19 protein-coding genes and 1 riboswitch are annotated in these 22,431 nt (G+C 45.6%); of the genes, 15 read left to right on the top strand and 4 right to left on the bottom strand.

From position 1 onward, the window contains the following. Positions 1-72: 72 nt before the first annotated feature. Positions 73-251, bottom strand: a riboswitch (Lysine riboswitch). 222 nt (positions 252-473) lie between these two features. Then, positions 474-1,595, top strand: coding sequence for a pyridoxal-phosphate-dependent aminotransferase family protein (locus ACVA54_RS14860; RefSeq protein WP_446581091.1), 1,122 nt, complete (start codon positions 474-476; stop codon positions 1,593-1,595). A 54-nt stretch (positions 1,596-1,649) separates the two neighbouring features. On the opposite strand, the gene ACVA54_RS14855 is transcribed toward ACVA54_RS14860, so the two are convergent. From ACVA54_RS14855 to ACVA54_RS14840, 4 genes are all read right to left on the bottom strand, one after another. After that, the gene (locus ACVA54_RS14855; RefSeq protein WP_099080107.1) at positions 1,650-3,434 is read right to left on the bottom strand and encodes a PglL family O-oligosaccharyltransferase; all 1,785 of its coding nucleotides are present in this window, start codon (positions 3,432-3,434) and stop codon (positions 1,650-1,652) included. A gap of 69 nt (positions 3,435-3,503) precedes the next feature. Continuing rightward, a complete protein-coding gene (uvrA, locus tag ACVA54_RS14850) occupies positions 3,504-6,326 on the bottom strand; it encodes an excinuclease ABC subunit UvrA (protein ID WP_099080186.1) in 2,823 nt (940 codons plus the stop codon). Positions 6,327-6,460: 134 nt separating this feature from the next. Further along, positions 6,461-7,333, bottom strand: a complete 873-nt coding sequence (galU, locus tag ACVA54_RS14845; protein WP_099080108.1) for a UTP--glucose-1-phosphate uridylyltransferase GalU — start codon at positions 7,331-7,333, stop codon at positions 6,461-6,463. A gap of 124 nt (positions 7,334-7,457) precedes the next feature. Then, a complete protein-coding gene (locus ACVA54_RS14840) occupies positions 7,458-8,102 on the bottom strand; it encodes a LuxR C-terminal-related transcriptional regulator (protein WP_099080109.1) in 645 nt (214 codons plus the stop codon). Positions 8,103-8,379: 277 nt separating this feature from the next. On the opposite strand from ACVA54_RS14840, the gene ACVA54_RS14835 reads away from it, so the two are divergent. The 14 genes from ACVA54_RS14835 to ACVA54_RS14770 all read left to right on the top strand — a co-directional run bounded on the left by ACVA54_RS14835 (position 8,380) and on the right by ACVA54_RS14770 (position 22,398). Continuing rightward, positions 8,380-8,910 (top strand): single-stranded DNA-binding protein, encoded by a 531-nt coding sequence (locus ACVA54_RS14835; protein WP_099080110.1) that lies wholly within the window; start codon positions 8,380-8,382, stop codon positions 8,908-8,910. A 307-nt stretch (positions 8,911-9,217) separates the two neighbouring features. Then, positions 9,218-11,224, top strand: a complete 2,007-nt coding sequence (gene csrD / locus ACVA54_RS14830) for an RNase E specificity factor CsrD (RefSeq protein ID WP_099080111.1) — start codon at positions 9,218-9,220, stop codon at positions 11,222-11,224. Between the two features lie 14 nt (positions 11,225-11,238). Then, on the top strand, positions 11,239-12,684 hold the full coding sequence (locus ACVA54_RS14825; protein WP_119464574.1) for a PilN domain-containing protein: 1,446 nt from the start codon (positions 11,239-11,241) through the stop codon (positions 12,682-12,684). Beyond that, positions 12,681-13,331 (top strand): type II secretion system protein GspM, encoded by a 651-nt coding sequence (gene gspM, locus ACVA54_RS14820; RefSeq protein WP_099080113.1) that lies wholly within the window; start codon positions 12,681-12,683, stop codon positions 13,329-13,331. The genes ACVA54_RS14825 and gspM overlap by 4 nt, the downstream gene beginning before the upstream one ends. Continuing rightward, positions 13,324-13,656, top strand: a complete 333-nt coding sequence (locus ACVA54_RS14815; RefSeq protein ID WP_172438149.1) for an MSHA biogenesis protein MshK — start codon at positions 13,324-13,326, stop codon at positions 13,654-13,656. The genes gspM and ACVA54_RS14815 overlap by 8 nt, the downstream gene beginning before the upstream one ends. 20 nt (positions 13,657-13,676) lie before the next feature. Continuing rightward, entirely contained in the window at positions 13,677-15,308 is a 1,632-nt protein-coding gene (gene mshL, locus ACVA54_RS14810; protein ID WP_446649716.1) for a pilus (MSHA type) biogenesis protein MshL, read from the top strand. 45 nt (positions 15,309-15,353) lie between these two features. Then, complete coding sequence (locus ACVA54_RS14805; protein ID WP_446581080.1) at positions 15,354-16,199, top strand: ExeA family protein; 846 nt, start codon at positions 15,354-15,356, stop codon at positions 16,197-16,199. Continuing rightward, complete coding sequence (locus ACVA54_RS14800; protein WP_446649715.1) at positions 16,184-17,305, top strand: tetratricopeptide repeat protein; 1,122 nt, start codon at positions 16,184-16,186, stop codon at positions 17,303-17,305. The genes ACVA54_RS14805 and ACVA54_RS14800 overlap by 16 nt, the downstream gene beginning before the upstream one ends. Beyond that, entirely contained in the window at positions 17,302-19,026 is a 1,725-nt protein-coding gene (locus tag ACVA54_RS14795; protein WP_119464570.1) for a GspE/PulE family protein, read from the top strand. The genes ACVA54_RS14800 and ACVA54_RS14795 overlap by 4 nt, the downstream gene beginning before the upstream one ends. A gap of 8 nt (positions 19,027-19,034) precedes the next feature. Next, entirely contained in the window at positions 19,035-20,258 is a 1,224-nt protein-coding gene (locus tag ACVA54_RS14790) for a type II secretion system F family protein (protein WP_119464569.1), read from the top strand. Positions 20,259-20,261: 3 nt separating this feature from the next. Further along, the gene (locus tag ACVA54_RS14785; RefSeq protein ID WP_446649714.1) at positions 20,262-20,723 is read left to right on the top strand and encodes an MSHA biogenesis protein MshF; all 462 of its coding nucleotides are present in this window, start codon (positions 20,262-20,264) and stop codon (positions 20,721-20,723) included. Positions 20,724-21,013: 290 nt separating this feature from the next. Continuing rightward, entirely contained in the window at positions 21,014-21,478 is a 465-nt protein-coding gene (locus ACVA54_RS14780; protein WP_446649713.1) for a type II secretion system protein, read from the top strand. Positions 21,479-21,559: 81 nt separating this feature from the next. Beyond that, positions 21,560-21,793 (top strand): MSHA biogenesis protein MshA, encoded by a 234-nt coding sequence (locus tag ACVA54_RS14775; protein ID WP_119464567.1) that lies wholly within the window; start codon positions 21,560-21,562, stop codon positions 21,791-21,793. Between the two features lie 122 nt (positions 21,794-21,915). Beyond that, a complete protein-coding gene (locus ACVA54_RS14770; RefSeq protein ID WP_119464566.1) occupies positions 21,916-22,398 on the top strand; it encodes a type II secretion system protein in 483 nt (160 codons plus the stop codon). The last annotated feature ends 33 nt before the right edge of the window (positions 22,399-22,431 follow it).

Genomic DNA, 22,431 nt, shown 5'->3' with positions numbered 1-22,431 from the left:
AATACATCCAATGTTTGGTGAGGAAAGGAACAGAGCAAATAGAGAGGTAGTTAGAATGTAATTTGAAAATTTACCCTCAGAAGCTCTTCATCATACGGCACTGATGACAGTTGATGGGACTCAACCCAAGTCAACCGACAAGTCAAATCCTGCAACTTTGACTTACCTCGGCACTGCTCCCCCTGAGTGATTGGTATTGGAATTGCGGCTCCACAAATCACCTGCCTGGGCAGTGCTCCTCTTCTGCATAAAGCTTAAACATTGAACGGTTTTGTTGTCACATTGTCAACCAATATCTCAACCATTATGAAAGTTTTTATTAACGAATTTGTGACAGTGGTTTGACCTCTATACTTAGGGTTAATTGCCGATAGAGGAAAAATCTATTAGGGTGAAAACTTCGATACCTGAGCCAGCCTTTGAATAGAACTTTTATAACGCTCAGGATGAAAGACTGCAATCAAGGAGCTGACATGCCGATCCAAAGCTTTATCCCCCCACACCGTATTTTGATGGGACCTGGTCCCTCTGATATTTCACCTCAGGTTTTACAGGCGCTTAGCCGTCCAACCGTTGGTCACCTAGATCCCCTTTTCATTGCCATGATGGATGAGCTAAAACAGTTGCTTAAATACGCTTTCCAAACAGAAAATGAATTCACTATCGCTGTCTCAGCTCCGGGCAGTGCGGGCATGGAAACGTGTTTCGTCAACCTGATTGAAAAGGGTGACAAAGTCATCGTCTGCCGTAATGGTGTTTTCGGTGAGCGCATGCGTGAAAACGTGGTTCGTGCTGGTGGTGAGGCCGTTGTCGTCGATGATGAGTGGGGAACGCCTGTATCGGTCGATAAAGTTGAAGAAGCGTTAAAGGAGCACTCTGATGCTAAGATTCTTGCTTTTGTTCATGCAGAAACATCGACGGGCGCGGTAAGTGACGCTCAAGTCTTGGGTAAGCTTGCGAAGCAATACGGTTTGCTATCGATCGTCGATGCCGTGACTTCGCTTGGTGGTGTGCCTCTAAAAGTCGACGAGTGGCAGTTAGATGCGGTGTATTCTGGAAGCCAAAAATGCTTGTCCTGTGTTCCTGGCTTATCGCCAGTGACGCTTTCTCCTGCAGCCATAGAGAAGATTCAATCCAGAACGACACCGGTTCAAAGCTGGTTCTTGGATCAAAGCCTAGTATTAGGTTACTGGAGTGGAGAAGGCAAACGCAGCTATCACCACACAGCGCCGGTGAACAGTTTGTATGCGCTGCATGAAGCTCTACTGATCCTTAAGAATGAAGGTTTAGAAAATGCGTGGGCGCGTCACCAGTTAATGCATGAGAAGCTCAAAGCTGGTTTGCAAAAGCTAGGTTTTGAATTTGTGGTAGAAGAAGCGTATCGCCTACCGCAACTTAATGCGATTTATGTCCCCGAAGGGATTGATGAAGCAAAAGTGCGTAATCACTTACTTGAAATCTATAATCTAGAGATTGGCGCAGGTCTTGGCTCACTGGCTGGCAAAGCATGGCGCATTGGTCTGATGGGTTATGGTGCTCGACCTGAAAATGTCGCCTTGTGTTTACGAGCTTTAGAAGAGTCGTTGATCGAATAACGGATTTGGTCATAGGATAAAGAAAAGCGAAGGTTATCCCTTCGCTTTTTTTATTTATTGCTTAGCGCTTGGGGCTGGCGTTGGTGAGGCTGAAAGAGCCTGATAAGGCGGTTGATAATTCACATCACTGAAATCAATGTTAGGGAATAAGAATTGTGCTTCTGCACGAATTTGCTCTGCCTTACTTGTCTCATCCAGCCCTTGATACGCTCGTATCAGGTTGTTGTAGAACGCTGGGCGTGGTTTGTCTTTAATGATCTCTAATGACCAATCAATGTATGGCTGAATCAACGTTGGGTCTTGCTTATATAAGCCAATATTTAGGAAGGTACTGTACACATCCCAATCAAAGCGATCTTTCCATACCACGGGATTAGAGACCTGATTGAGAATGTCTGGATTGGTTGGACGCGTGGTTTCAAACTTGGTGAGTACGTAGTTTGTGTGTAGAGCACTCACCATATAGAAAGTGACCACGATAGGGAACAATAGACTACAAATGCGCAGCAAACTTTTGGTTATGCGACTAAAGCCTATTTGACGGTAACGTGAGACTCGTTGATCCACCCAATAAAGCAAAATGATAAAGATCAGCCAGTGCACAAGAGAGTGATAGAACGGGTACTCGAGTTGTGAATGCAAAACAATGGGAATGAATAGTGCTAGCAGTGCCAGACGTGTGCCTCGATTCGCCTGATAAATTCGGTGTAGCACTAAAGACATCGCCAAAAAGATGCCAAGAATAGGCAGTAAACCGCCTTCAACGCCCCAATAAAACAGTTCATTGTGTGGATGGTCCATTGAGGGGAGGCCTGGAGGGTATTGCTCATTCAATGCGTGCTGCCGAGCCGTATACAGTATGTATTCAGATTCAAACTTCCCATAACCATATCCGGTAAATGGTTTCTCAATCACCATATCTAAGGCTTGCGGGAAGGTATAAGTACGAGGCGATTCCATGTTTACTTTTTCATTTGCTAAGCCCCCTCCACTTGGAAAGGCGATATGCATAATGAAGACTGCAAGGGCGAGCCCGGTGAGTAAAGCGGCTAGCCAACGTAAAAAACGCCCTTGAGTGGCATAGCGGTACATGTATGGAATAACTAGCAAAATAGCGATGATCGAAGCCAGCCAGCCAGTGCGAGAGGCAAGTACCACAATCAGAGGGATAGTAAAAATTGGGACGGTGTAGAGTAGATAAATATCACTCAACTTACGTGAATACTTGTATGGCTGGCGAGCAAGTAGGTAGCTGGCTATCACCAGCCCGGTGGCAAGGAAACTCGCCATCACATTGGGCTGTTGAAAGATACCATAAGGACGGTTGGCCTCTGTGTTGTAACCAAATATATTCCCCGGTTTAAGGTACAAGTATTGTGTTAAACCAAAGATGCTCTCTATAACGACAGCGAGAACAATAAACCACAGTAGGCGTTGACGGTGCTTGTTACTGAAGTGGAATTGTTGCAGCACAATAAAAAATAGCATGCCGCTCCAAAGCCCTATCAGTTTGCTGGCGGCCAATATACTGTTCGCATTAGGATAGAACACTGGCAGCGTTATGATGATGCAACTAATGAACAATCCAATGGTTAATTTGGAGTAGCGTAACTCACGATTTGTAGCGAATTGATACAAGCCGATACCTAAAGCAAAACTGAATGCAATCCACGTCGTCGCATTAAATGAGAGTGCTAACCCAGAGCCCCCAGGGTTAGGCATAAAGAAATGCATCGCCAGCAAAAACAGTGCTGCCAATACCATAAGGAACTTGCGATTGAGGGGAACGAGAACTTTTTCAGGTGAAAGTTTGGTTCCACTTACATGTATAGTAGCCATAGAGATTGCATTGTTTTAAATGAAAAAAAAGACCAGCAATGGCTGGTCTTTGTACTTTACCTGTTTTTTCTATTTCAACATAGGCTTAAGGAAGCGAGCAGTGTGCGAACCTTCGATCTGAGACACATATTCCGGTGTGCCTTGAGCAATTATCTCTCCGCCACCTTGTCCACCTTCTGGCCCTAAGTCGATGATCCAGTCAGCGGTTTTAATCACATCGAGGTTGTGTTCAATGACGACAACGGTATTTCCATGGTCGCGCAAACGGTGTAGTACAGTTAGTAGCTGCTGGATATCGTGGAAGTGCAGACCGGTTGTCGGCTCATCTAAAATGTACAAGGTTTTACCTGTATCACGCTTAGACAGTTCTCGAGCCAGTTTCACACGCTGAGCTTCACCACCAGAAAGCGTGGTTGCCGCTTGACCTAGGCGAATATAAGACAAGCCCACATCCATCAGTGTTTGCAGTTTACGGGCAATCGCTGGCACAGGGTCGAAGAAAGTACGGGCATCTTCTACAGTCATCTCTAGTACTTCATCGATCGCTTTGCCTTTATAGCGAACTTCCAACGTTTCACGGTTATAACGCTTGCCCTTACATACATCACATGGCACATACACATCGGGCAGGAAGTGCATTTCTACTTTAATAACCCCATCACCTTGACAGGCTTCGCAACGACCACCACGGACGTTAAAGCTAAAACGGCCTGGCTTGTAACCACGGGAGCGTGACTCTTGCGTACCAGCAAACAGTTCACGGATTGGGGTAAAGATCCCCGTGTAAGTCGCAGGGTTTGAACGCGGTGTTCGACCAATAGGGCTTTGGTCGATATCGATAACCTTATCGAAGTGCTCTAGACCCTTGATGGATTTATATGGTGAAGGATGCGCGGTTGTTGCACCATTCAACTGGGTATGAGCAATTTTAAAGAATGTATCGTTGATTAACGTGGACTTACCTGAGCCAGATACTCCGGTAATACAGCTAAATAAGCCGACAGGAACCGAAAGGTCGACATTCTTTAGGTTGTTGCCAGTTGCGCCAACCAACTCAACGGTTTTCTTGGGATCGCATGGCGTACGTTCTTTTGGTACGGCAATCTCTTTAGTGCCACTGAGGTATTGCCCAGTCAGTGAGTTTGGGTTAGCGATGATTTCAGCCATGGTGCCTTCCGCAACCACATTGCCACCATGAACCCCGGCACCTGGACCAATATCAATCACGTGGTCAGCACAGCGAATCGCATCTTCATCGTGCTCAACGACTAATACGGTATTCCCCAAGTCTCGTAGGTGAGTCAGGGTTTTCAATAAACGTTCATTATCTCGCTGGTGGAGGCCAATAGATGGCTCATCCAAAACATACATTACACCGACAAGACCCGCTCCGATTTGGCTTGCTAAGCGAATGCGTTGTGCTTCGCCACCCGACAGTGTTTCTGCGCTGCGTGAGAGGTTGAGATAATTCAGGCCAACATTGACAAGAAACTGTAAGCGGTCAGTGATCTCTTTCATGACCTTCTCTGCAATTTGAGCGCGTTGTCCTTCCAGTTTTAGCGTATGGAAAAACTCGAGGGAATCAGCAATGCTCAGCTCGACAATCTCTGGCAGAGTCGTATCGGCAATGAATACATTGCGGGCTTCGAGGCGTAAGCGTGTACCGCCACAGCTTGAACAAGACTTAGTTGAGATGTATTTCGCCAACTCTTCACGTACGGAGTTTGATTCCGTATCTCGGTAACGACGTTCCAGCGTATTTAAGATCCCTTCGAATGGATGACGCTTAACACGAATATCACCACGATCGTTGATGTATTTGAATTCAACGTCAGTGCGGCCTGAGCCTTTTAGAATGATTTCTTGGGTTTTCTTCGGTAGTGAGTTAAATGGCACATGAAGATCAAACCCGTAATGATCCGCTAAAGAAGACAGCATTTGGAAGTAGTAGTAGTTTTTTTGATCCCAGCCGCGGATCGCGCCTTGCGCTAAACTCAAAGAGTCATCTTGGATCACTCGACTTGGATCAAAGTACTGTTGTACCCCTAAACCATCACAAGTGCCACACGCACCAGCAGGGTTGTTGAACGAAAATAAGCGAGGCTCAAGCTCTTGCATGCTGTAGCCACAAATTGGACAAGCAAAGTTGGCAGAGAAGATCACCTCTTCACCGTCACCATCCATTGGTGCAACGACAGCAATACCACCAGAAAGCTCCAGTGTGGTTTCGAATGATTCAGCTAAGCGTTGCTGCAAATCTGGGCGTACTTTAAAGCGGTCGACAACCACTTCGATGGTGTGCTTCTTGTGCAACTCTAGCGGCGGTGGATCAGAAAGGTCGCAAGTTTCACCATCGATGCGTGCGCGAATAAAGCCCTGAGCAGCAAGATTCTCCAAGGTTTTAACGTGCTCACCTTTACGCTCTTTCACGATGGGAGCAAGTAGCATCATCTTACTGCCTTCCGGCAACGCTAACACTTTGTCTACCATCTGGCTGACAGTTTGCGCAGCAAGCGGCGAATGGTGCGTTGGACAGCGGGGCTCACCCACACGGGCATACAGTAGACGTAAGTAGTCGTAGACTTCGGTTATGGTACCTACGGTTGAGCGAGGGTTATGGGACGTCGACTTCTGTTCAATAGAAATTGCAGGAGACAAACCTTCGATGTGATCCACATCAGGCTTTTCCATAAGAGACAAAAATTGACGGGCGTAAGCCGATAATGACTCAACATAACGTCTTTGGCCTTCTGCGTACAAAGTATCGAAAGCGAGGGATGATTTGCCAGAACCACTTAATCCTGTAATCACGGTTAGTTTGTCGCGAGGGATCGTGAGGTTGATGTTTTTGAGGTTATGAGTGCGGGCACCACGAACTTCTATTTTGTCCATCATTTTTGCTCTATGTGTCACCAAGTGAAGCAAGTATTACATAGTCGGAGAAATGTGCAAAGAAGGCACTGGATAAAAAAACAGTAAAAAGCTCGGCAAGTGCCGAGCTTTTTGAGTTGTTCTATCTGGAGGCGCTATGCTTCTTTTTTGGTGGCGTGTTTACCTAGTTCTGACTTCTTTTCATCTTTCAGATAGAGGTGCTCGAAACAGTAGTTAGTTGCTTCGATGTAGCCTTCTACGCTACCACAGTCAAAACGTTGACCTTTGAATTTGTACGCCAGAACACAGCCCGCTTTGGCTTGTTTGAGCAGCGCATCCGTAATTTGGATTTCGCCGCCTTTGCCTGGTTCGGTATTTTCAATTAACTCAAAAATATCGGGTGTGAGAATATAGCGGCCAATGATCGCTAGGTTACTTGGTGCAGTACCTGGATCTGGTTTCTCAACCATGTCATCAACGCGGTAGATATCGTCTTTGATCATTTCACCAGAAATAACGCCATATTTGTGCGTTTCTTCTGCTGGTACTTCTTGTACGGCAACAATTGAGCAGCGGAACTGTTTAAACAGGGTGACCATTTGCGCCAATACGCCTTCGTCTTCATTGACACATAGGTCATCAGCAAGAACAACGGCAAATGGCTCATCACCAACCAATTCACGACCAGTCAAGATCGCATGGCCTAGGCCTTTCATTTCGCGTTGGCGAATGTAGGTAAAGTTGGCTGAGTCAATGATCTCACGAATGTCTACTAGCAGCTCTTCTTTATTGGTTCCACTGATCTGATGCTCAAGTTCGTAGTTCTTATCGAAGTGGTCCATGATTGAGTGCTTGCCACGGCCTGTTACAATACACATGCCGTTCATCCCTGCTTGAATCGCTTCTTCAACGCCGTATTCAATCAGTGGCTTGTTTACAACAGGCATCATCTCTTTTGGCATTGACTTCGTCGCTGGAAGGAAGCGCGTACCGTAGCCTGCCGCAGGAAATAGACATTTTTTAATCATTGGGGGAATATCCTTTCTTATCATTTTTAAGAATCTACGCGCTACTTTATCATGAGACACGCAGAATAATCATGAACTAAGTATGAGAAATGTGTGAAATTAGACCAACTAACAAGCTTGATTCTTACGACATTAAGTTTTGGTCTGCCCAAGCAATCGCTTGGACGCGGTTTTTGACTGACAGTTTTTTGAAAATCTGATAAAGATGCGACTTAATGGTGAACTCACTCACGAATAACTCTTCAGCCATTTGGTTATTTGAGGAGCCAGCCTGAAGGCAGCGTAGAACCTGTAACTCTCTAATGGTGAGATCCACTGTTGCAGGTGCTGTATGGGTGTTAATGACATTGCGATAGTAGTGCAACAATTGGCTCGTGACATTTCTTGGCAACCAGTTCTGCCCGTTAATGATCCCTTTGAGGCCTTCTCCGATGAGCTCGATAGCCTCATCTTGATAGAACACGCCTTTCAATTGACCGAAAGTAAGCAACTCATCCGTAGTTAAGCGCTTGGGGACATTAAACACCACCGTTTCGAAGTTTTTCCAAATCAAAGGCAGATTCTTAATCGTTCGAATAAGTGATTTATGCTCGTTGAAGTCTATCAGTAAGATTTTGTTGCGATGCTTTGGACTCGCCTCCATTAAGGCCTCTGTAGAGATCACTGGAATGTCGATATCGGTGTATCTCTCCAATGCATTAACTTTCTTCTTTGCATGCTCTTCCATACTAATCAGAAACAGTTTTCTCGCATAAGCCGATTTTTTCACGCGCCAATCTCTCCAAAGTTTACACAATGTTAATACGTTGTCATTAATGATTACTAAGAGCTATAGGGCAGGCAAAAAAATGCGTTGAGATTCAAAGGATCAGGAAACGATGTCTGCAAAGCGAATCAGAAATGCTACGTGAGGGGGGGGGCATAGAGATTCAGACGCCAGAGCTTTGCCGTTACAACTCATTCGGATTAGGCTTTAATCAATTCACCAAAGCGTGTTATTCTAATGCGCTAAAATTTTATATATCCAGAGTGAAACGGAGCACATCATGGCCAGCCGTGGAATTAACAAAGTTATCTTGGTGGGAAATTTAGGTAATGACCCAGAAATTCGTTACATGCCTAATGGCGGTGCAGTAGCAAACATTACGATTGCTACTTCAGACTCATGGCGTGATAAAGCGACTGGCGAACAGCGCGAAAAAACAGAATGGCACCGTGTTGTGCTATTTGGCAAGCTAGCTGAAGTCGCGGGCGAGTACCTTCGTAAAGGTTCGCAAGTATACATTGAAGGTCAGTTACAGACTCGTAAATGGCAAAACCAGCAAGGCCAAGATCAGTACACAACAGAGGTTGTTGTTCAAGGCTTCAATGGTGTAATGCAAATGCTTGGTGGTCGTGCTCAAGGTGGCGCTCCAGCAATGGGTGGTCAGCAACCGCAGCAAGGTGGTTGGGGACAGCCTCAGCAGCCAGCCCAGCAGCAGTACAATGCCCCTAAGCAACAGCAGCAGGCTCCGCAGCAGCCACAGCAGCAATACAACGAGCCTCCAATGGATTTTGATGACGATATTCCGTTTTAAATTTCATTGCTTCTGAATTTGAAAGGCCGCGAATACGCGGCTTTTTTATGTGTTAAGCATGACCAATACCCATTACTGTGAATCATTGCTCAACCTAGCTTAGTAAAAGGGGCGAGTTTTGACCTTGAATTCGCGGGTAGATGAACATCATAGTGTTGATTCACTCGAGCTTAGATTGCGTTTTGAAACTCAATAACTTTCCGCCTCAGACTCTCACAATCAAACGAATCAGATTGTTTACTGATTGCTTATCAAGTATAAGTCATTCAATAAGGTATATGATGAATAAAAAAGGGATTTGGCATTCATGAGGTATACCCCCACTCTTAAGTTAAGCACGCGTCTGGTGGCATTTGTCACCATGATAGTTATTTGCGCAATGTTTATTTTGTTTGTCGGTGGCACCCTCTCTTTTAAACGACTAGGACAAGAGTATCTAACCCATTACTTGGAGGGGATCGTCGAGGTTGTTGATAAAGAGATGGAAGATCCAGATGCCGCGTATTCAATGCAGCGTTGGATGCCAAAAATGCTGCAAGCGAGCAGCATCGTCGAAATGACACTATCGACCAACAACGCCGTTGTTTATCGTTTTAAAGATACTTCCCATAAGATGGATAATGCGGTTTTATTTGAGCAAGAGTTTCGACTTACTCATAACCAAGATTATGTCATCTACTTCAAAGCGATTCCCCCTTACCTAGGCTATGGCTACTCAATGCAGGCGCTGTGGTCAATTACGCTTGCCGTTATTTTGATCATCTTTTGCTTAATGCGTGGTGTCGCATGGCTAAAAGAGCAGTTATCAGGCTCTGAAATGCTCGAAGAGCGTGGCCGAATGATATTAGCTGGTCGCGTAGAACAATATGCGAAAGGTGATGAAAGAGAGTGGCCTTACACTGCCAGTGAGGCCCTGGATGTTTTAATCGAAGAGCTTCAAGACGCGCGTCAAGAACGCAGCCGCTTTGATACCTTTATCCGGACACAAACTTTCCTTGATAAGTTAACGGGCACTGCTAACCGTGTATTGTTTGATAGCAAGCTTGAATCTGCGCTGTTGGAGAGTGGCGCAAGCGGGGCCGTATTATTGGTGCGCATTCAAGATTGGAAGTTGGTTGAAGAGGAGCAAGATAAACAAACGTGTGATGAGTTTATCGTTGAAGTCGGTGGTCTGCTATCCAACTTAGTACAACGCTTTCCAGAAGTCGTCTTTTCTCGTTACTACGATGCTGATTTTGCCCTTTTTCTTCCTCACTATGCTGGAAAGGATGTGGCGAATTTGGCCTCGCAGTGTATTCGTCAATTAGAGAAACTACACCCTCCGTATCCATTAGATGCAGAAAACTGGTGTCACATTGGCATGACCATGTATAAAGAAGGCGAGCGTCACAGCCAAATCATTGATGAAGCAGAAACCGCACTTCGTAGTGCCCAGTTACAGAATAGTAATAACTGGAGTCGGTTTAAAAAGTGGAATCATGATGAAAATGTACGCGGTAGCGTGAGGTGGCGTACGCTATTTGATTCAGCGCTTACATCTGAAAATGTGATAATCTACGCACAATCTGCTTATTTGATAAGTGATTCGGCGCATAAACAGACACTGCATGAAGAATTAACCTGTCGAATTCACGACCCAGAAAATGGCATTGTGAAGGCTTCCCGCTTTATCTCTGCGGTAAGACAAGTCGGTTATGAAGCGCAAATGGATCGAGCTGTTATTAATAAATTCTTAAATGATTTTAAAGGTAGCATCGATAGAACTCAGTGTTATGTCCTTAACCTCAATGTGACTCCTTTTAGAAGTAGAGAGTACTTCAAGTGGTTTCGTTATGAACTCTTGCAGTTATCACGAGAACAAAGGCAGGCGCTGATATTTGAGTTTGTAGAGGCGCAATTCGTAAAACACTTAGACTTTATGCGACCAGCGGTAAGAATGTTGGCCGGCTTAGAATGTCAGATCATGATTGGGCAGGCGGGTCGAACAATTGTGAGCACCCATTATTTAAAAGAAGTGGAAATTAGGTACTTGAAGCTGCATCGCAGTTTAGTTGCCAAAATTGACCAGAGACATGAGAACCAACTGTTTGTCCGTAGTATGTTGGGGGCGGCCGCAAACAGTAAAACTAAAATAATAGCAGTGGGAATTGAGAATAAGCATGAACTAAATACTCTGGTTGAGTTAGGGGTTCATGGCGGCCAAGGGCGTTATTTCTCCGCAGAGGAGCAGTACCTTCCTCGTCCACAGGCAAAGCAAAGTTCTCATTCTGAATCTCAAGTGAAGCTGGGAAGAAGAAATCGCTGGCGGAAATAATAAAGATAATGAACATGGATTTTAAAGCAGTATTCGGCAAGCTCAAGCGCTCATCTGCCGGTGATCGCACGTGCTTTTTGGTGATCCAGCCAGACGCCGTTTATTTATCATCATCAGCGACTCGCAGTCGGCCATCTAAGATTGACATTACAGAATCAAACTGGGAACGAGCCTGTGAGCAAGCATTAAGTGTTGCAGCAAGCGCTTATGACTCTCTGACGGTGATACTTTCGCATAACTACTATCAGATGTATCAGATCGACAAGCCCGCAATGCCGCGTCAAGAGTGGCCTTCAGCGTTGCCTTTTTTGTTGAAAGAACTGATATCTGAACGTGCAATCGACATTATTTCCGATGCCGTAGAACTGCCGAATTCGAATAAAATTCAGGCATATGTGTTGTCTCGGAAAATTGTAGATAAGCTCGTTCTGCTGGCGAGTCGAGTACACCTAACATTAGACGCAATTGTTCCTGAAGATGATGTTTGGGGTAATACTGCGGGTGAGTTAGGTAACTTCTTGTTATTGCAGTACAGTACACGTGGGCACTTCCGAATCAGTGCTTTTGTTGATCACACCATTGCTTTCCATCGTTCAATTCGCAGCGTGACACCACCATTAACCGGGGTTCCATCTAGCGAACTGCAGATGGACGGTCTTTCGCTAGAGTTACAACGTTCGATTGACTACCTCTCTTCACAGCTTCGTCATGTGCAACTGCATCAACTCAAAGTGTGTTGTGATGAGGAAGACGAGAATGAGTTAGTCCAGTCGCTCAATTACCGCCTCAGCACCAAAGTATCACCACTGCTTCCGGGGGGGCATGAGCTCTCTGGGCATTTATTGGCTGACACGGCAGCAAACGCTGTTACGCAACGGGTGAATTTATACCCAGACTTTCTAAAGCCGAAAAAGAACCTTCTCACACTGAAAAATGTGGCGATTTCTTGGGGAGTAACGGCTGCGATGATCCTTCTTTCATACGGCTATGTCACTTGGCAAAGTAATGGCGTTGAAGATGAAATTGCGATTGTGAAGAGCAAAGGCAATATCCTGAACTCTGAGCTTGAGCGCTATCAAGTTCGCCTTCGTAAGCATCAGCCTGACACAAACAAGTTAGCGGCGAAAGTGCGTCTTGAGCGAGAAGTCAAAGCAAAACGCGATTCAATGAAAGCAGTAGGTAAATATGATGACTCTCAGCGTACGGGTTACTCTGGGGTGATGCAGTCTTTAGCTAAATTGGGCAGTAATAATATTTCACTGTCAGAAATCGATATCAATAATGATACGCTTGACTTGAAAGGGTTAGCCAGGTCACCAAGTGCCGTTCCTAATTGGGTTCGCCAATTTAAAAATGAGATCAGTTTAATTGGTCGAACATTCGATGATGTGACGATTGGACGTAATGATGAAAACGTAGTGACCTTTGAGTTGAAGACGCGCGGAGATAAAGAGCAATGAAGGAATTTTGGCTCTCATTGGAAGAACGCTTTGATGAAATGAGCGCACGTGAAAAAGTGCTGGTTGCACTGTGTGGTTTAGTTGCAATCGTGATGCTGCTGTTTACTTTGGTTTTGGAGCCAAAACTAAAGGAAATTTCCAGTAATGATAAGCGACTAAGCAACTTGAAGTTGACCAATCAAAAAACAGAAATTGATATTTTACGCATTCAAGCGCAATTGAAGAAAGACCCGAATGCGGAAATTGATCAAGACATTTCTGATCTATTGGCAGAGAGTCAGTACCTTTCTCTGCAATTGTCTGAGATTATTGAGCATTTAATTACGCCTTCTCAAATGGCAGAACTACTTGAAAGCGTGCTTGAACAACAAAGTGGAATTTATTTGTTGTCGCTAAAGACCTTACCTGCAGAACCGATTACTGAAAGCAAAGAAGCGTCGCAATACTCTGGTTATTACGTACATCCTGTGCGTATGGAACTGATGGGGGATTACTTCTCGATACTGAATTACCTCTCTAAGTTAGAGCGCTTGCCCACGAGTTACTACTGGCGCAGTTTTAATTACAAGGTAGATGAGTATCCAAAAGCGAAACTGGTGTTAGAAGTGTACACGTTAGGTTCTCGAGAGGAGTTTATCGGTGGTTAAAAAACGCATTATTTCAGCGATGCTGATAGTTGCTTCAGGTGGGGGGTGGGCGAATCAAGACCCAACGGCACCATTAGGCTGGAAGAAGCCTGTGGCTGAATCGAAAGCAAAGTCAAGAGTGAAGCAATATCGCTTGCCAACACTCAACAGCATTGTGTGCCAATCCAGCACAGAATGTATTGCTACTTTAAATAACCGAATTGTTGAACAGGGAGCACTGTTCAATGGCTATCGTGTTGTAAGAATTAACAGTGAATTTGTAACGTTAAAGCGTGGTGACCGCCAGTGGAAGCTCGCGCTTTTTGGTTTGAACGTAAAAAAATAATAACCAGAGCCTGATCAGATATGCGCAAATTAGTGGTAGGAATAACAATTGCTTCCTTAATGGGATGTTCAATGGGACACCGCGACCCAGTTGAAGTGAAGCAAGCTCTCAACGAATCTATTAATCAAGCAAACAGTCGCGCGCTTGAAGAGCTCCCATCTTCAGTAGAAGCCGATTTAATGCCTAATCTAGAGAGCAATGTGGCATCAGGGCAAGGCATGTTGAAGCGTTTTATTATTCAAGCGAATGCGGTCGAAGCGCGCAGTTTCTTTACTTCATTGGTCAAAGGTACTGAGTACAGCGTCGCTATTCACCCTGCTGTACAAGGTAACGTCACCGTCAACCTTTCTGATGTGACATTGGATGAAGTACTGCGCGTCGTGCAAGATATGTATGGTTACGACGTGGTGAAGTCAGGCAAAGTGATTCAAGTATATCCAGCAGGTATGCGCACGGTAACCATTCCGGTTGATTACCTGCAGTTTAAGCGCTCGGGTCGCTCGTTGACGAGCATCGTTACTGGCTCTGTCACCTCTGCCGGAACATCGAGTTCTGGTGGTAGCTCAAATGATTCAGATTCATCCAACTCAAACTCGAGTGATAGTTCAACCACATCGACGGGTGGCACGCGGATTGAAACCATTACCGAAAGTGATTTTTGGCCAATGTTGCAACAAGCGGTCGCAAACCTGATAGGGTCCGGAAAGGGACAAAGTGTGGTGGTGACGCCGCAAGCCAGTGTGATTGTGGTTCGTGCTTTTCCTGATGAAATCCGTGAAGTGCGTGAGTTCTTAGGTGTCTCTCAAGAGCGTATGCAGCGTCAGGTGATCCTTGAAGCGAAGATTTTAGAAGTGACTTTGAGCGACGGTTATCAGCAAGGAATCAACTGGTCTGATATGACAGCATCGATTGGCAATTCAGGCAGTATAGTGGTGGAGAGAGCGGCATCAGCATTACCGCCATTGGATGCGATTGGCTCACTATTGGGCGGTCAAACCAATGTGACAATTTCGGATGGCAATTTTGAAACCGTACTGAGTTTCATGTCGACTCAAGGTGACTTGAATGTGCTTTCTAGCCCGCGTATTACCGCCGCGAATAACCAGAAATCGGTTATCAAAGTGGGTACCGATGAGTATTTTGTTACTGAGCTTTCAAGTAACGTTGGTAACGGTGAATACTCTAATGCTGTACCTGAAGTAGAATTGACCCCGTTCTTCTCGGGGATTTCTCTCGATGTTACGCCTCAAATTGATGACCAAGGTAATGTATTTCTGCATGTCCACCCGGCAGTTATCGAAGTGGAAGAAGAGGTGAAGCGGCTCAATTTAGGTGGCGATTTCCAGAATATCCAACTGCCTTTGGCAAAAAGCTCGATTCGAGAGTCAGATTCCGTGATTCGCGCGAAAAATGGCGATGTGGTTGTGATTGGCGGCTTGATGAAACAGCAAAATCGTGAGCTTGTTTCAAAGGTTCCATTCCTAGGAGACATACCAGCATTAGGTCATTTATTCCGTAACGTGAATAACGTAACAGAGAAAACCGAACTGGTGATTTTACTTAAACCTACCGTGGTTGGGGTAAATACGTGGCAAAAAGAGTTAGAACGCTCGCGTGATTTACTACAAGAGTGGTTCCCTGACGCTCAATAAAGGGCGTGGGGAATCGTATCATTATCATGGTGTTGTGATTAGCCTATGTACTTGTCGCATTTCGGATTCCGATCTCAACCTTTCTCTCTGACCCCAAATACAGAAATGTTTTTAGGGCTGATGCCGCATTATGACGCCATTCAAACCATCTTGGCAGCGGTGAAAATGGGTGAGGGAGTGATCAAGGTCACCGGTGAAGTTGGTACCGGCAAAACCATGGTGTGCCGTAAGCTGATTGAACAAATCGAATCGCAAGTTGAACTCGTTTATTTGCCTAATCCGGCACTGAGTGGCGAGCAACTTCAGTTTGCTGTTGCGAGAGAGTTGGGAATTGAAGGCAGCGATCCGCTGTGTATTGTTTCTCTTATTCAAGAGCATTTAATTCAGGTTCACTCAAGCGGTAAGAGAACGGTATTGATTGTCGATGAGGCGCAGGTGCTGTCTGCTGAGGCGCTAGAAACATTGAGGCTATTTGGTAACTTAGAAACGGAGCAACACAAGTTGATTCAACTGGTGTTGTTCGGTCAGCCAGAACTCGATGAGCGATTAGGAACCCATGAGTTAAGGCAGTTTCGTCAGCGGATAACCTTCAGTTGTCAACTTCGTCCTCTTTCGATTGATGAAGGGGTCGCTTATATCAACAATCGCTTAGATAAAGCCGGAAATGGTGCCCATATTTTCTCAATCGAGCAGAAAAAGGCAATTTGGCGCTCTGCAATGGGGATCCCACGCCTGATAAATCAGATCAGTCATAAAGCTCTACTTTCCGCGTTTAATGATCGTTGCAGCTTTTTGAAAAATCATCACGTTTATGTGGCGATTCACGATACGTTTGACGCCCGAAAACCTAAGTTTAAAACCCCCGTATTTTGGGGATGGAGTCAGCCTTGAGTGCTATCAATAAAGCATTATCAGAACTTGCTGAAAAAGAATCGCCTTCTGCGCTAATTAAAGCAGAAGTTCCGTGTGTATCGAAGAATAAGCCGTGGCTTTGGCTGGTAGGGGGCTTTTCATTAAGCCTCGCGGTTGGTGGGTGGGCAGTGTCTCAAGAACCATCTTTCGCAGAGCAAGACAGGGTTTCCGTTCCTACCTTGGCAGTAAGAGCTCCGGAATCTGTCAACGTGCCTGTCACCACCTTGACCAAGGTGAGTGAGTCACCAACTAGCAAAGCGACGCCTGAACTGGATAACGTCATTTATACCAAGCGAGTGGAATCTCCACAGCCTGAGGTGAAGGTTGAAGATGTTCATCAGAAGCTGCTGGCGGATAAAGCGTTGCATGATACCGAACCACGCCAAGTGCCCCCCCCTGTACTGCTAGCCAAGGTTATCCCGGTGCCGAGTGCTCCATCGGCCTCAACGCCGTCGAGTTCTGTACCGGCGAGTTCAATGCGTATTGAGCAGGTAGAATTGACACCTCAACAGTTGGCTGAAAAAGCGTTGGTTCGTGCTGATAAGGCAATGGATGCCAATGACATGAAGAGTGCATTGGCGGCATTTAATGAGGCATTACGTTATCAACCGACCAACGTTGAAGCGCGTCAGAAATTGGCGGCGCTCTATTTTGGCAAAGGCGATACACGCGAAGCGTACGATATCCTTCAAGCGGGGATCAACTTAGATAGGAATAACCAGGTTTTGCGCTTGGCGTTATCTAAATTATTGGTTAAAGCGGAACAACTTGAAGCGGCACTGAGCCCTCTCGTTCATATGCCGCCTGCGCCAAGTCGTGACTATTTAGCCATGCGAGCAGCATTAGCACAAAAGCAAAAACAGAATGAGATTGCATTGGAAAGCTATCAACTACTTACCTCGCGAGAACCTGAAAACGCTCGCTGGTGGTTGGGGCTTGCGATTCAGCAAGAGCGAGCATTGGCGTTTCAATCCGCAATTGACTCATACCAACAAGCGCTTGGAAAAGTCGGCATCTCAAATCAATCACAAGCTTTCATTCGTGATCGCTTGAATCTTTTAAAGCAACTGGAGAGTGCACAATGAAAATTCAGTTGAGAAAACGCTTAGGCGATCTGTTAGTAGAAGAAGGCATTGTCTCAGAAGAGCAAATTCAGCAGGCATTATCGGCACAGCGAAGTACCGGACAGAAGCTTGGCGATGCCTTGATTGACCTCGGCTTTATTACAGAAAAGCAGATGTTGGAATTTTTGTCTCAGCAATTGGCCTTGCCTTTGATTGATCTAAGCCGCGCTCCTGTTGATGCGGATGTTGTGCCGATCCTTCCTGAAGTGCATGCCCGCCGTTTGCGCGCGTTGGTGGTGGCAAAAAATGACGACACGTTGCGTGTTGCCATGAGTGATCCTGCCGACCTATTTATCCAAGAATCGTTGATGAACTTACTTGGTCAATACAACCTAGAGTTTATCATCGCACCAGAACGTCAGTTGATTGAAAGCTTTGACCGTTACTATCGCCGAACCCAAGAAATCGCCTCTTTTGCAGAGCAGTTGCAAGCGGAGCACCAAGACGTTGAGGGATTTAACTACGGTATTGATGAAAGCGACAGTGAAGACGTCACGGTAGTGAAACTGGTTAACTCGATGTTTGAAGATGCGGTGCAAGTTGGCGCGTCAGACATTCATATCGAGCCAGATGACAAGGTGTTGCGTTTGCGTCAGCGCGTTGATGGGATATTGCATGAGACGATCCTCAATGAAGTTAAAGTAGCCCCTGCTTTAGTGTTGCGTTTAAAGCTGATGGCGCACTTAGATATTTCTGAAAAGCGTTTACCACAAGATGGTCGATTCAATATCAAAGTGCGTGGCCAATCGGTCGATATTCGTATGTCGACACTACCAACCCAATACGGTGAGTCAGTGGTGATGCGCTTGCTTAACCAATCTTCCGGTTTACGCAAACTGGAAGACTCTGGTTTACCACCTGATTTACTGGCGCGCTTACGTCGCCAGCTCTCGCGTCCGCACGGCATGATCTTGGTGACCGGACCTACGGGCTCGGGTAAAACCACGACGCTTTACGGCGCATTGAGTGAGCTCAATGACCCGGGCAAAAAGATCATTACTGCAGAAGACCCTGTAGAGTATCGTTTACCGCGTATTACTCAGGTTCAAATAAACAGTAAGATCGACCTGACTTTTTCTCGTGTGCTGCGCACCTTTCTACGCCAAGACCCGGACATTATTCTTATCGGTGAGATGCGTGACCAAGAAACGGTTGAAATCGGCTTGCGAGCAGCCCTGACAGGGCATTTGGTTCTGAGTACCTTACATACCAATGATGCGATCGAAAGTGCATTACGTATGATTGACATGGGCGCGCCTGGTTACTTGGTGGCAAGTGCGGTTCGCGCCGTGGTGGCTCAGCGACTTGTGCGCCGAATTTGTACTGATTGCAAAACGACGGATGTGTTAGATGGCGCTCGTCAGCAATGGCTAGCTGAACGGTTCCCGAATCAAGTTGGAACTGTATTCCATCGAGGTAATGGTTGCCAAAACTGCAACATGACGGGTTATCGCGGCCGAGTTGGTGTTTTTGAAATACTCGAACTTGAACAAGACATGATGGATAAGCTGCGTGCTAATGATGCGGTCGGGTTTGCACAAGTGGCGCGTCGTTCTCCAAATTACAAGCCGCTTTTGGCATCGGCGATGGAGTTGGCGTTGCAGGGAATCGTGAGTTTGGATGAAGTGATGGCGCTTGGTGAGGGTGATGCTTCTGGTCAATTAGCCCCGATTTTGATGTAGGTAAGTGAATGCCAACTTTTCGTTATCAAGGCCGTTCTTTGGACGGCAAGCCAACCAGTGGCAAAGTGGATGCGGTCAACTCAGAGGCGGCGGCTGAGGCGTTGATGAATAAAGGGATCATCCCGCTAAACCTGCGTTTAGAAAAAGAAGCGATTAAGAACAAGGTGAGCTTGTCAAAGCTGCTCGTACCGGCCATTCCGCTGGAAGTGATTATTCTGTTTTCTCGTCAACTGTTCAGTCTAACTAAAGCGGGGGTGCCGCTGCTGCGCTCTATGCGCGGTCTGCTGCAAAACTGTGAAAACAAACAGCTAAAAGACGCACTTGAAGACGTCGTGTCCGAACTCAGTAACGGTCGAGGTCTATCGGCATCGATGCAGCCGCACACTAAAGTCTTTAGCCCGCTATTTGTCTCGATGATCAATGTCGGTGAGAACACGGGTCGTTTAGATGAGGCGTTATTGCAGCTTGCTAACTATTACGAGCAGGAATTGGAGACGCGCAAACGGATCAAAGCGGCAATGCGTTATCCGACCTTTGTGATCGTGTTTATTACCATTGCGATGTTTATTCTCAACATTTTGGTGATTCCGGAATTCGCCTCTATGTTTACCCGCTTTGGAGTCGAGTTGCCATTACCGACGCGTATTTTGATCGCCACATCCAACTTTTTCGTTAACTATTGGGGCATGCTGATCGTGACCATGGTCGGTGCTTTTTTTGCATTTCAGGCATGGGTTGCAACTGCGGATGGGCTGGAGCGGTTCGATAAGTTCCGCCTGCATTTACCAATAGTCGGGGACATCGTCAACCGAGCACAATTGTCCCGTTTTGCTCGCACTTTTTCTTTGATGCTTAAATCGGGTGTGCCACTGAATCAGTCTTTGGCATTGGCTGGTGAAGCCTTGGGTAACAAGTTTTTAGAAAATCGAATTTTGGAAATGAAAGCCTCTATTGAGGCGGGCAGCACTATTTCGGTTACCGCTATCAACAGCAAAATATTTACCCCGTTAGTGATACAGATGATCGCGGTCGGTGAAGAGACGGGGCGAATTGATGAATTATTGCTGGAAGTCTCGGATTTTTATGACCGAGAGGTAGATTATGATCTTAAAACTCTCACGGCTAGAATTGAACCATTACTTTTGGTTATTGTGGCCGGCATGGTAATGGTGTTGGCGCTTGGTATTTTCTTACCAATGTGGGGAATGTTAGACATTATCAAAGGCGGCTAATGCGTGGTTGAAAACCAAACAAGGGCGTCGGCCATTCTTGGTGGATTCGTGGTGGTCATTCTGCTTGTTGCTTTGATTTATAACCTCAAACCAATTGAGCAGCAAGGCCAAGCGACCGGTGTCAATATGGCTAAGGCTTGGATGCAAGATAGCGTCCTGCGTTATCGCCACGCATGGTTACTCAATGGTGAGCCCAAAACACTGTCGATGGATGGTTTTGAGCTGCTAATGACGGACGAAGGGTTAGTCTCACCTTTTGTCGCTGGCGGAGCGCTCGATTGTGACTATTGGCTGACGGTGCACTATCCACAACGTAGCATTATGTCGAGTGAGTTGTTGGAAACTCGTGGTGTGGTTAAAAGTAATCATTTTCTGTGTGACTATGCTTACGAAAATGGTTATAAAATTGTAGTTAATTCGAGTAATAACTACTTGAAATTGAGCGTCAAAAGGCTGGCGGAGTGAATTTTTTGGCACTTTAGCGCTACAAATGACCAGTAAAGTTAGTATAATCCAAGTATTACCATAAGAAAAAGGTTGTAATAAAAAGTAAATTTACCATGTTTACTTTTTGTCATGCTTTGAATGAATAATGACGAATCGTCATTTTGCTCAAGCGGTAGAGAAAGCGCTCATCTTGCGAACTCAACAGAGTAGGGTGAGGCGTTATTCCGTTTTAGCATTATCTAAAAAAATGGTCACGTGACCGATAAAATTTGCAGTCACACTGCATGCTTACATAGAGAGAAAAAACAATGAAAAGACAAGGTGGTTTTACCCTTATCGAGTTGGTAGTGGTTATTGTGATCCTAGGCATTCTAGCGGTGACGGCAGCACCACGTTTCCTTAACCTGCAAGATGATGCGCGTAACTCGACGCTTGAAGGTCTGAAAGGTGCAATGGTTGGCGCAGTTGGCATTACTTATGGTAAAGCTGCTATTGAAGGCCAAGAGGGGGCTACTGGTGCAATTTCAGTTGGTACTAGTACTTTGAATCTAGTATGGGGTTATCCAGAAGCGACATCTCAAGCTCTTGGCCTTGTAGTTGATGGGTTGAGTCAGGATTGGGTTGTTAAAGGTACTCCTTCAGATACCGTTATCCATTTTGGTATTGATGGTTATTCAACATCTTGTGTTAAATACACTGAGGGTACTTCAGCTAACGATGCAGCTAAAGTGGAAGTTGTTATTTCTGGTGAGGGTAATACTGAGTGTAACTAATCCTTAGTTGAACTAAATTGGTTGAGGCCAGCCAGTCTGGCCTTTTCTTTCCCAATTCTGGTTAATCTCGGAATAGATCATATGCGTACATCCTCCGGCTTGAGCTCTGTTGAGTTCGCAGTGGTTTTAATCCTCCTCGGTGTGGTTGGCTATGTGGTATTACCAAGATTTATCAGTTTTGAATCTGAGCAGGTTGAGGCGCAGTGGGAAGTCACTAAGCAAAAAGCACAACATGTTTCGGAATCGCTGAGTAACAAAAAAACTTACGATCGTATTGAGGAAGAGCTTGAACGCGCAAAGGGTGAGCGTCACTAGCAGACTAGCAGTTACGATTTACACGCGTACTCACACTTCATGCTTAAGCTTTGTAAGCCTCTCATTATCCTAGACATTTCATCGTATACTTAATTCGCTTGTCCTAAGCTTAAGGTTGGGTTATGAAAATTCGCAGCTCTGCATTAGGGTTCACTCTGATGGAATTGATCTTGGTGATCGTACTCCTTTCTATTCTCTCGTTTTACGCGGCCAGTCGCTTTGTTGGTACGGCCAGTATTTCCGCCTACGCATTACAAGAACAAGCCATCTCCGTCATTCGCCAAGTACAAATCAACCGCATGCAATCCAACATTGACGGTGAGGATGATAACTTTATCCTCCAAGTATCCAGTTCGTGTATAGGCTCTAAGACCGCATGTGAATTGAGTAGCAGCCAACGTGAATCACGCAGTGATTATGTGGCAGACCCTAAAGCGGTGTTTAGTTTGAGTGGGGCGTTCTCTCCAATTAAATTTGACTTGTTAGGTAATCCTCAAGACGTCAGTGCTGGAGTTTCTATTCTGATAGAAGATAAAAATGGCGGTAGCCGCTGCCGCGTCGAAATAAACAGTCAAGGTTACGTGTCGGAAGGAGCCTGTTCATGAAGCGCCTAATTAGGAAGCGCTTAATCATCAGAA

Source organism: Vibrio sp. PNB23_22_6, assembly GCF_052877535.1.
Note: the sequence above shows the minus strand (reverse complement) of the source record. Positions and strands in the feature narration are given on the sequence as shown.

Coding starts and splice junctions, on each gene's coding strand:
- ACVA54_RS14860 (WP_446581091.1), top strand. CDS start 474: ATGCCGATCCAAAGCTTTATCCCCCCACACCGTATTTTGATGGGACCT.
- ACVA54_RS14855 (WP_099080107.1), bottom strand. CDS start 3,434: ATGGCTACTATACATGTAAGTGGAACCAAACTTTCACCTGAAAAAGTT.
- uvrA (WP_099080186.1), bottom strand. CDS start 6,326: ATGGACAAAATAGAAGTTCGTGGTGCCCGCACTCATAACCTCAAAAAC.
- galU (WP_099080108.1), bottom strand. CDS start 7,333: ATGATTAAAAAATGTCTATTTCCTGCGGCAGGCTACGGTACGCGCTTC.
- ACVA54_RS14835 (WP_099080110.1), top strand. CDS start 8,380: ATGGCCAGCCGTGGAATTAACAAAGTTATCTTGGTGGGAAATTTAGGT.
- csrD (WP_099080111.1), top strand. CDS start 9,218: ATGAGGTATACCCCCACTCTTAAGTTAAGCACGCGTCTGGTGGCATTT.
- ACVA54_RS14825 (WP_119464574.1), top strand. CDS start 11,239: ATGGATTTTAAAGCAGTATTCGGCAAGCTCAAGCGCTCATCTGCCGGT.
- gspM (WP_099080113.1), top strand. CDS start 12,681: ATGAAGGAATTTTGGCTCTCATTGGAAGAACGCTTTGATGAAATGAGC.
- mshL (WP_446649716.1), top strand. CDS start 13,677: ATGCGCAAATTAGTGGTAGGAATAACAATTGCTTCCTTAATGGGATGT.
- ACVA54_RS14805 (WP_446581080.1), top strand. CDS start 15,354: ATGTACTTGTCGCATTTCGGATTCCGATCTCAACCTTTCTCTCTGACC.
- ACVA54_RS14800 (WP_446649715.1), top strand. CDS start 16,184: ATGGAGTCAGCCTTGAGTGCTATCAATAAAGCATTATCAGAACTTGCT.
- ACVA54_RS14795 (WP_119464570.1), top strand. CDS start 17,302: ATGAAAATTCAGTTGAGAAAACGCTTAGGCGATCTGTTAGTAGAAGAA.
- ACVA54_RS14790 (WP_119464569.1), top strand. CDS start 19,035: ATGCCAACTTTTCGTTATCAAGGCCGTTCTTTGGACGGCAAGCCAACC.
- ACVA54_RS14780 (WP_446649713.1), top strand. CDS start 21,014: ATGAAAAGACAAGGTGGTTTTACCCTTATCGAGTTGGTAGTGGTTATT.
- ACVA54_RS14775 (WP_119464567.1), top strand. CDS start 21,560: ATGCGTACATCCTCCGGCTTGAGCTCTGTTGAGTTCGCAGTGGTTTTA.
- ACVA54_RS14770 (WP_119464566.1), top strand. CDS start 21,916: ATGAAAATTCGCAGCTCTGCATTAGGGTTCACTCTGATGGAATTGATC.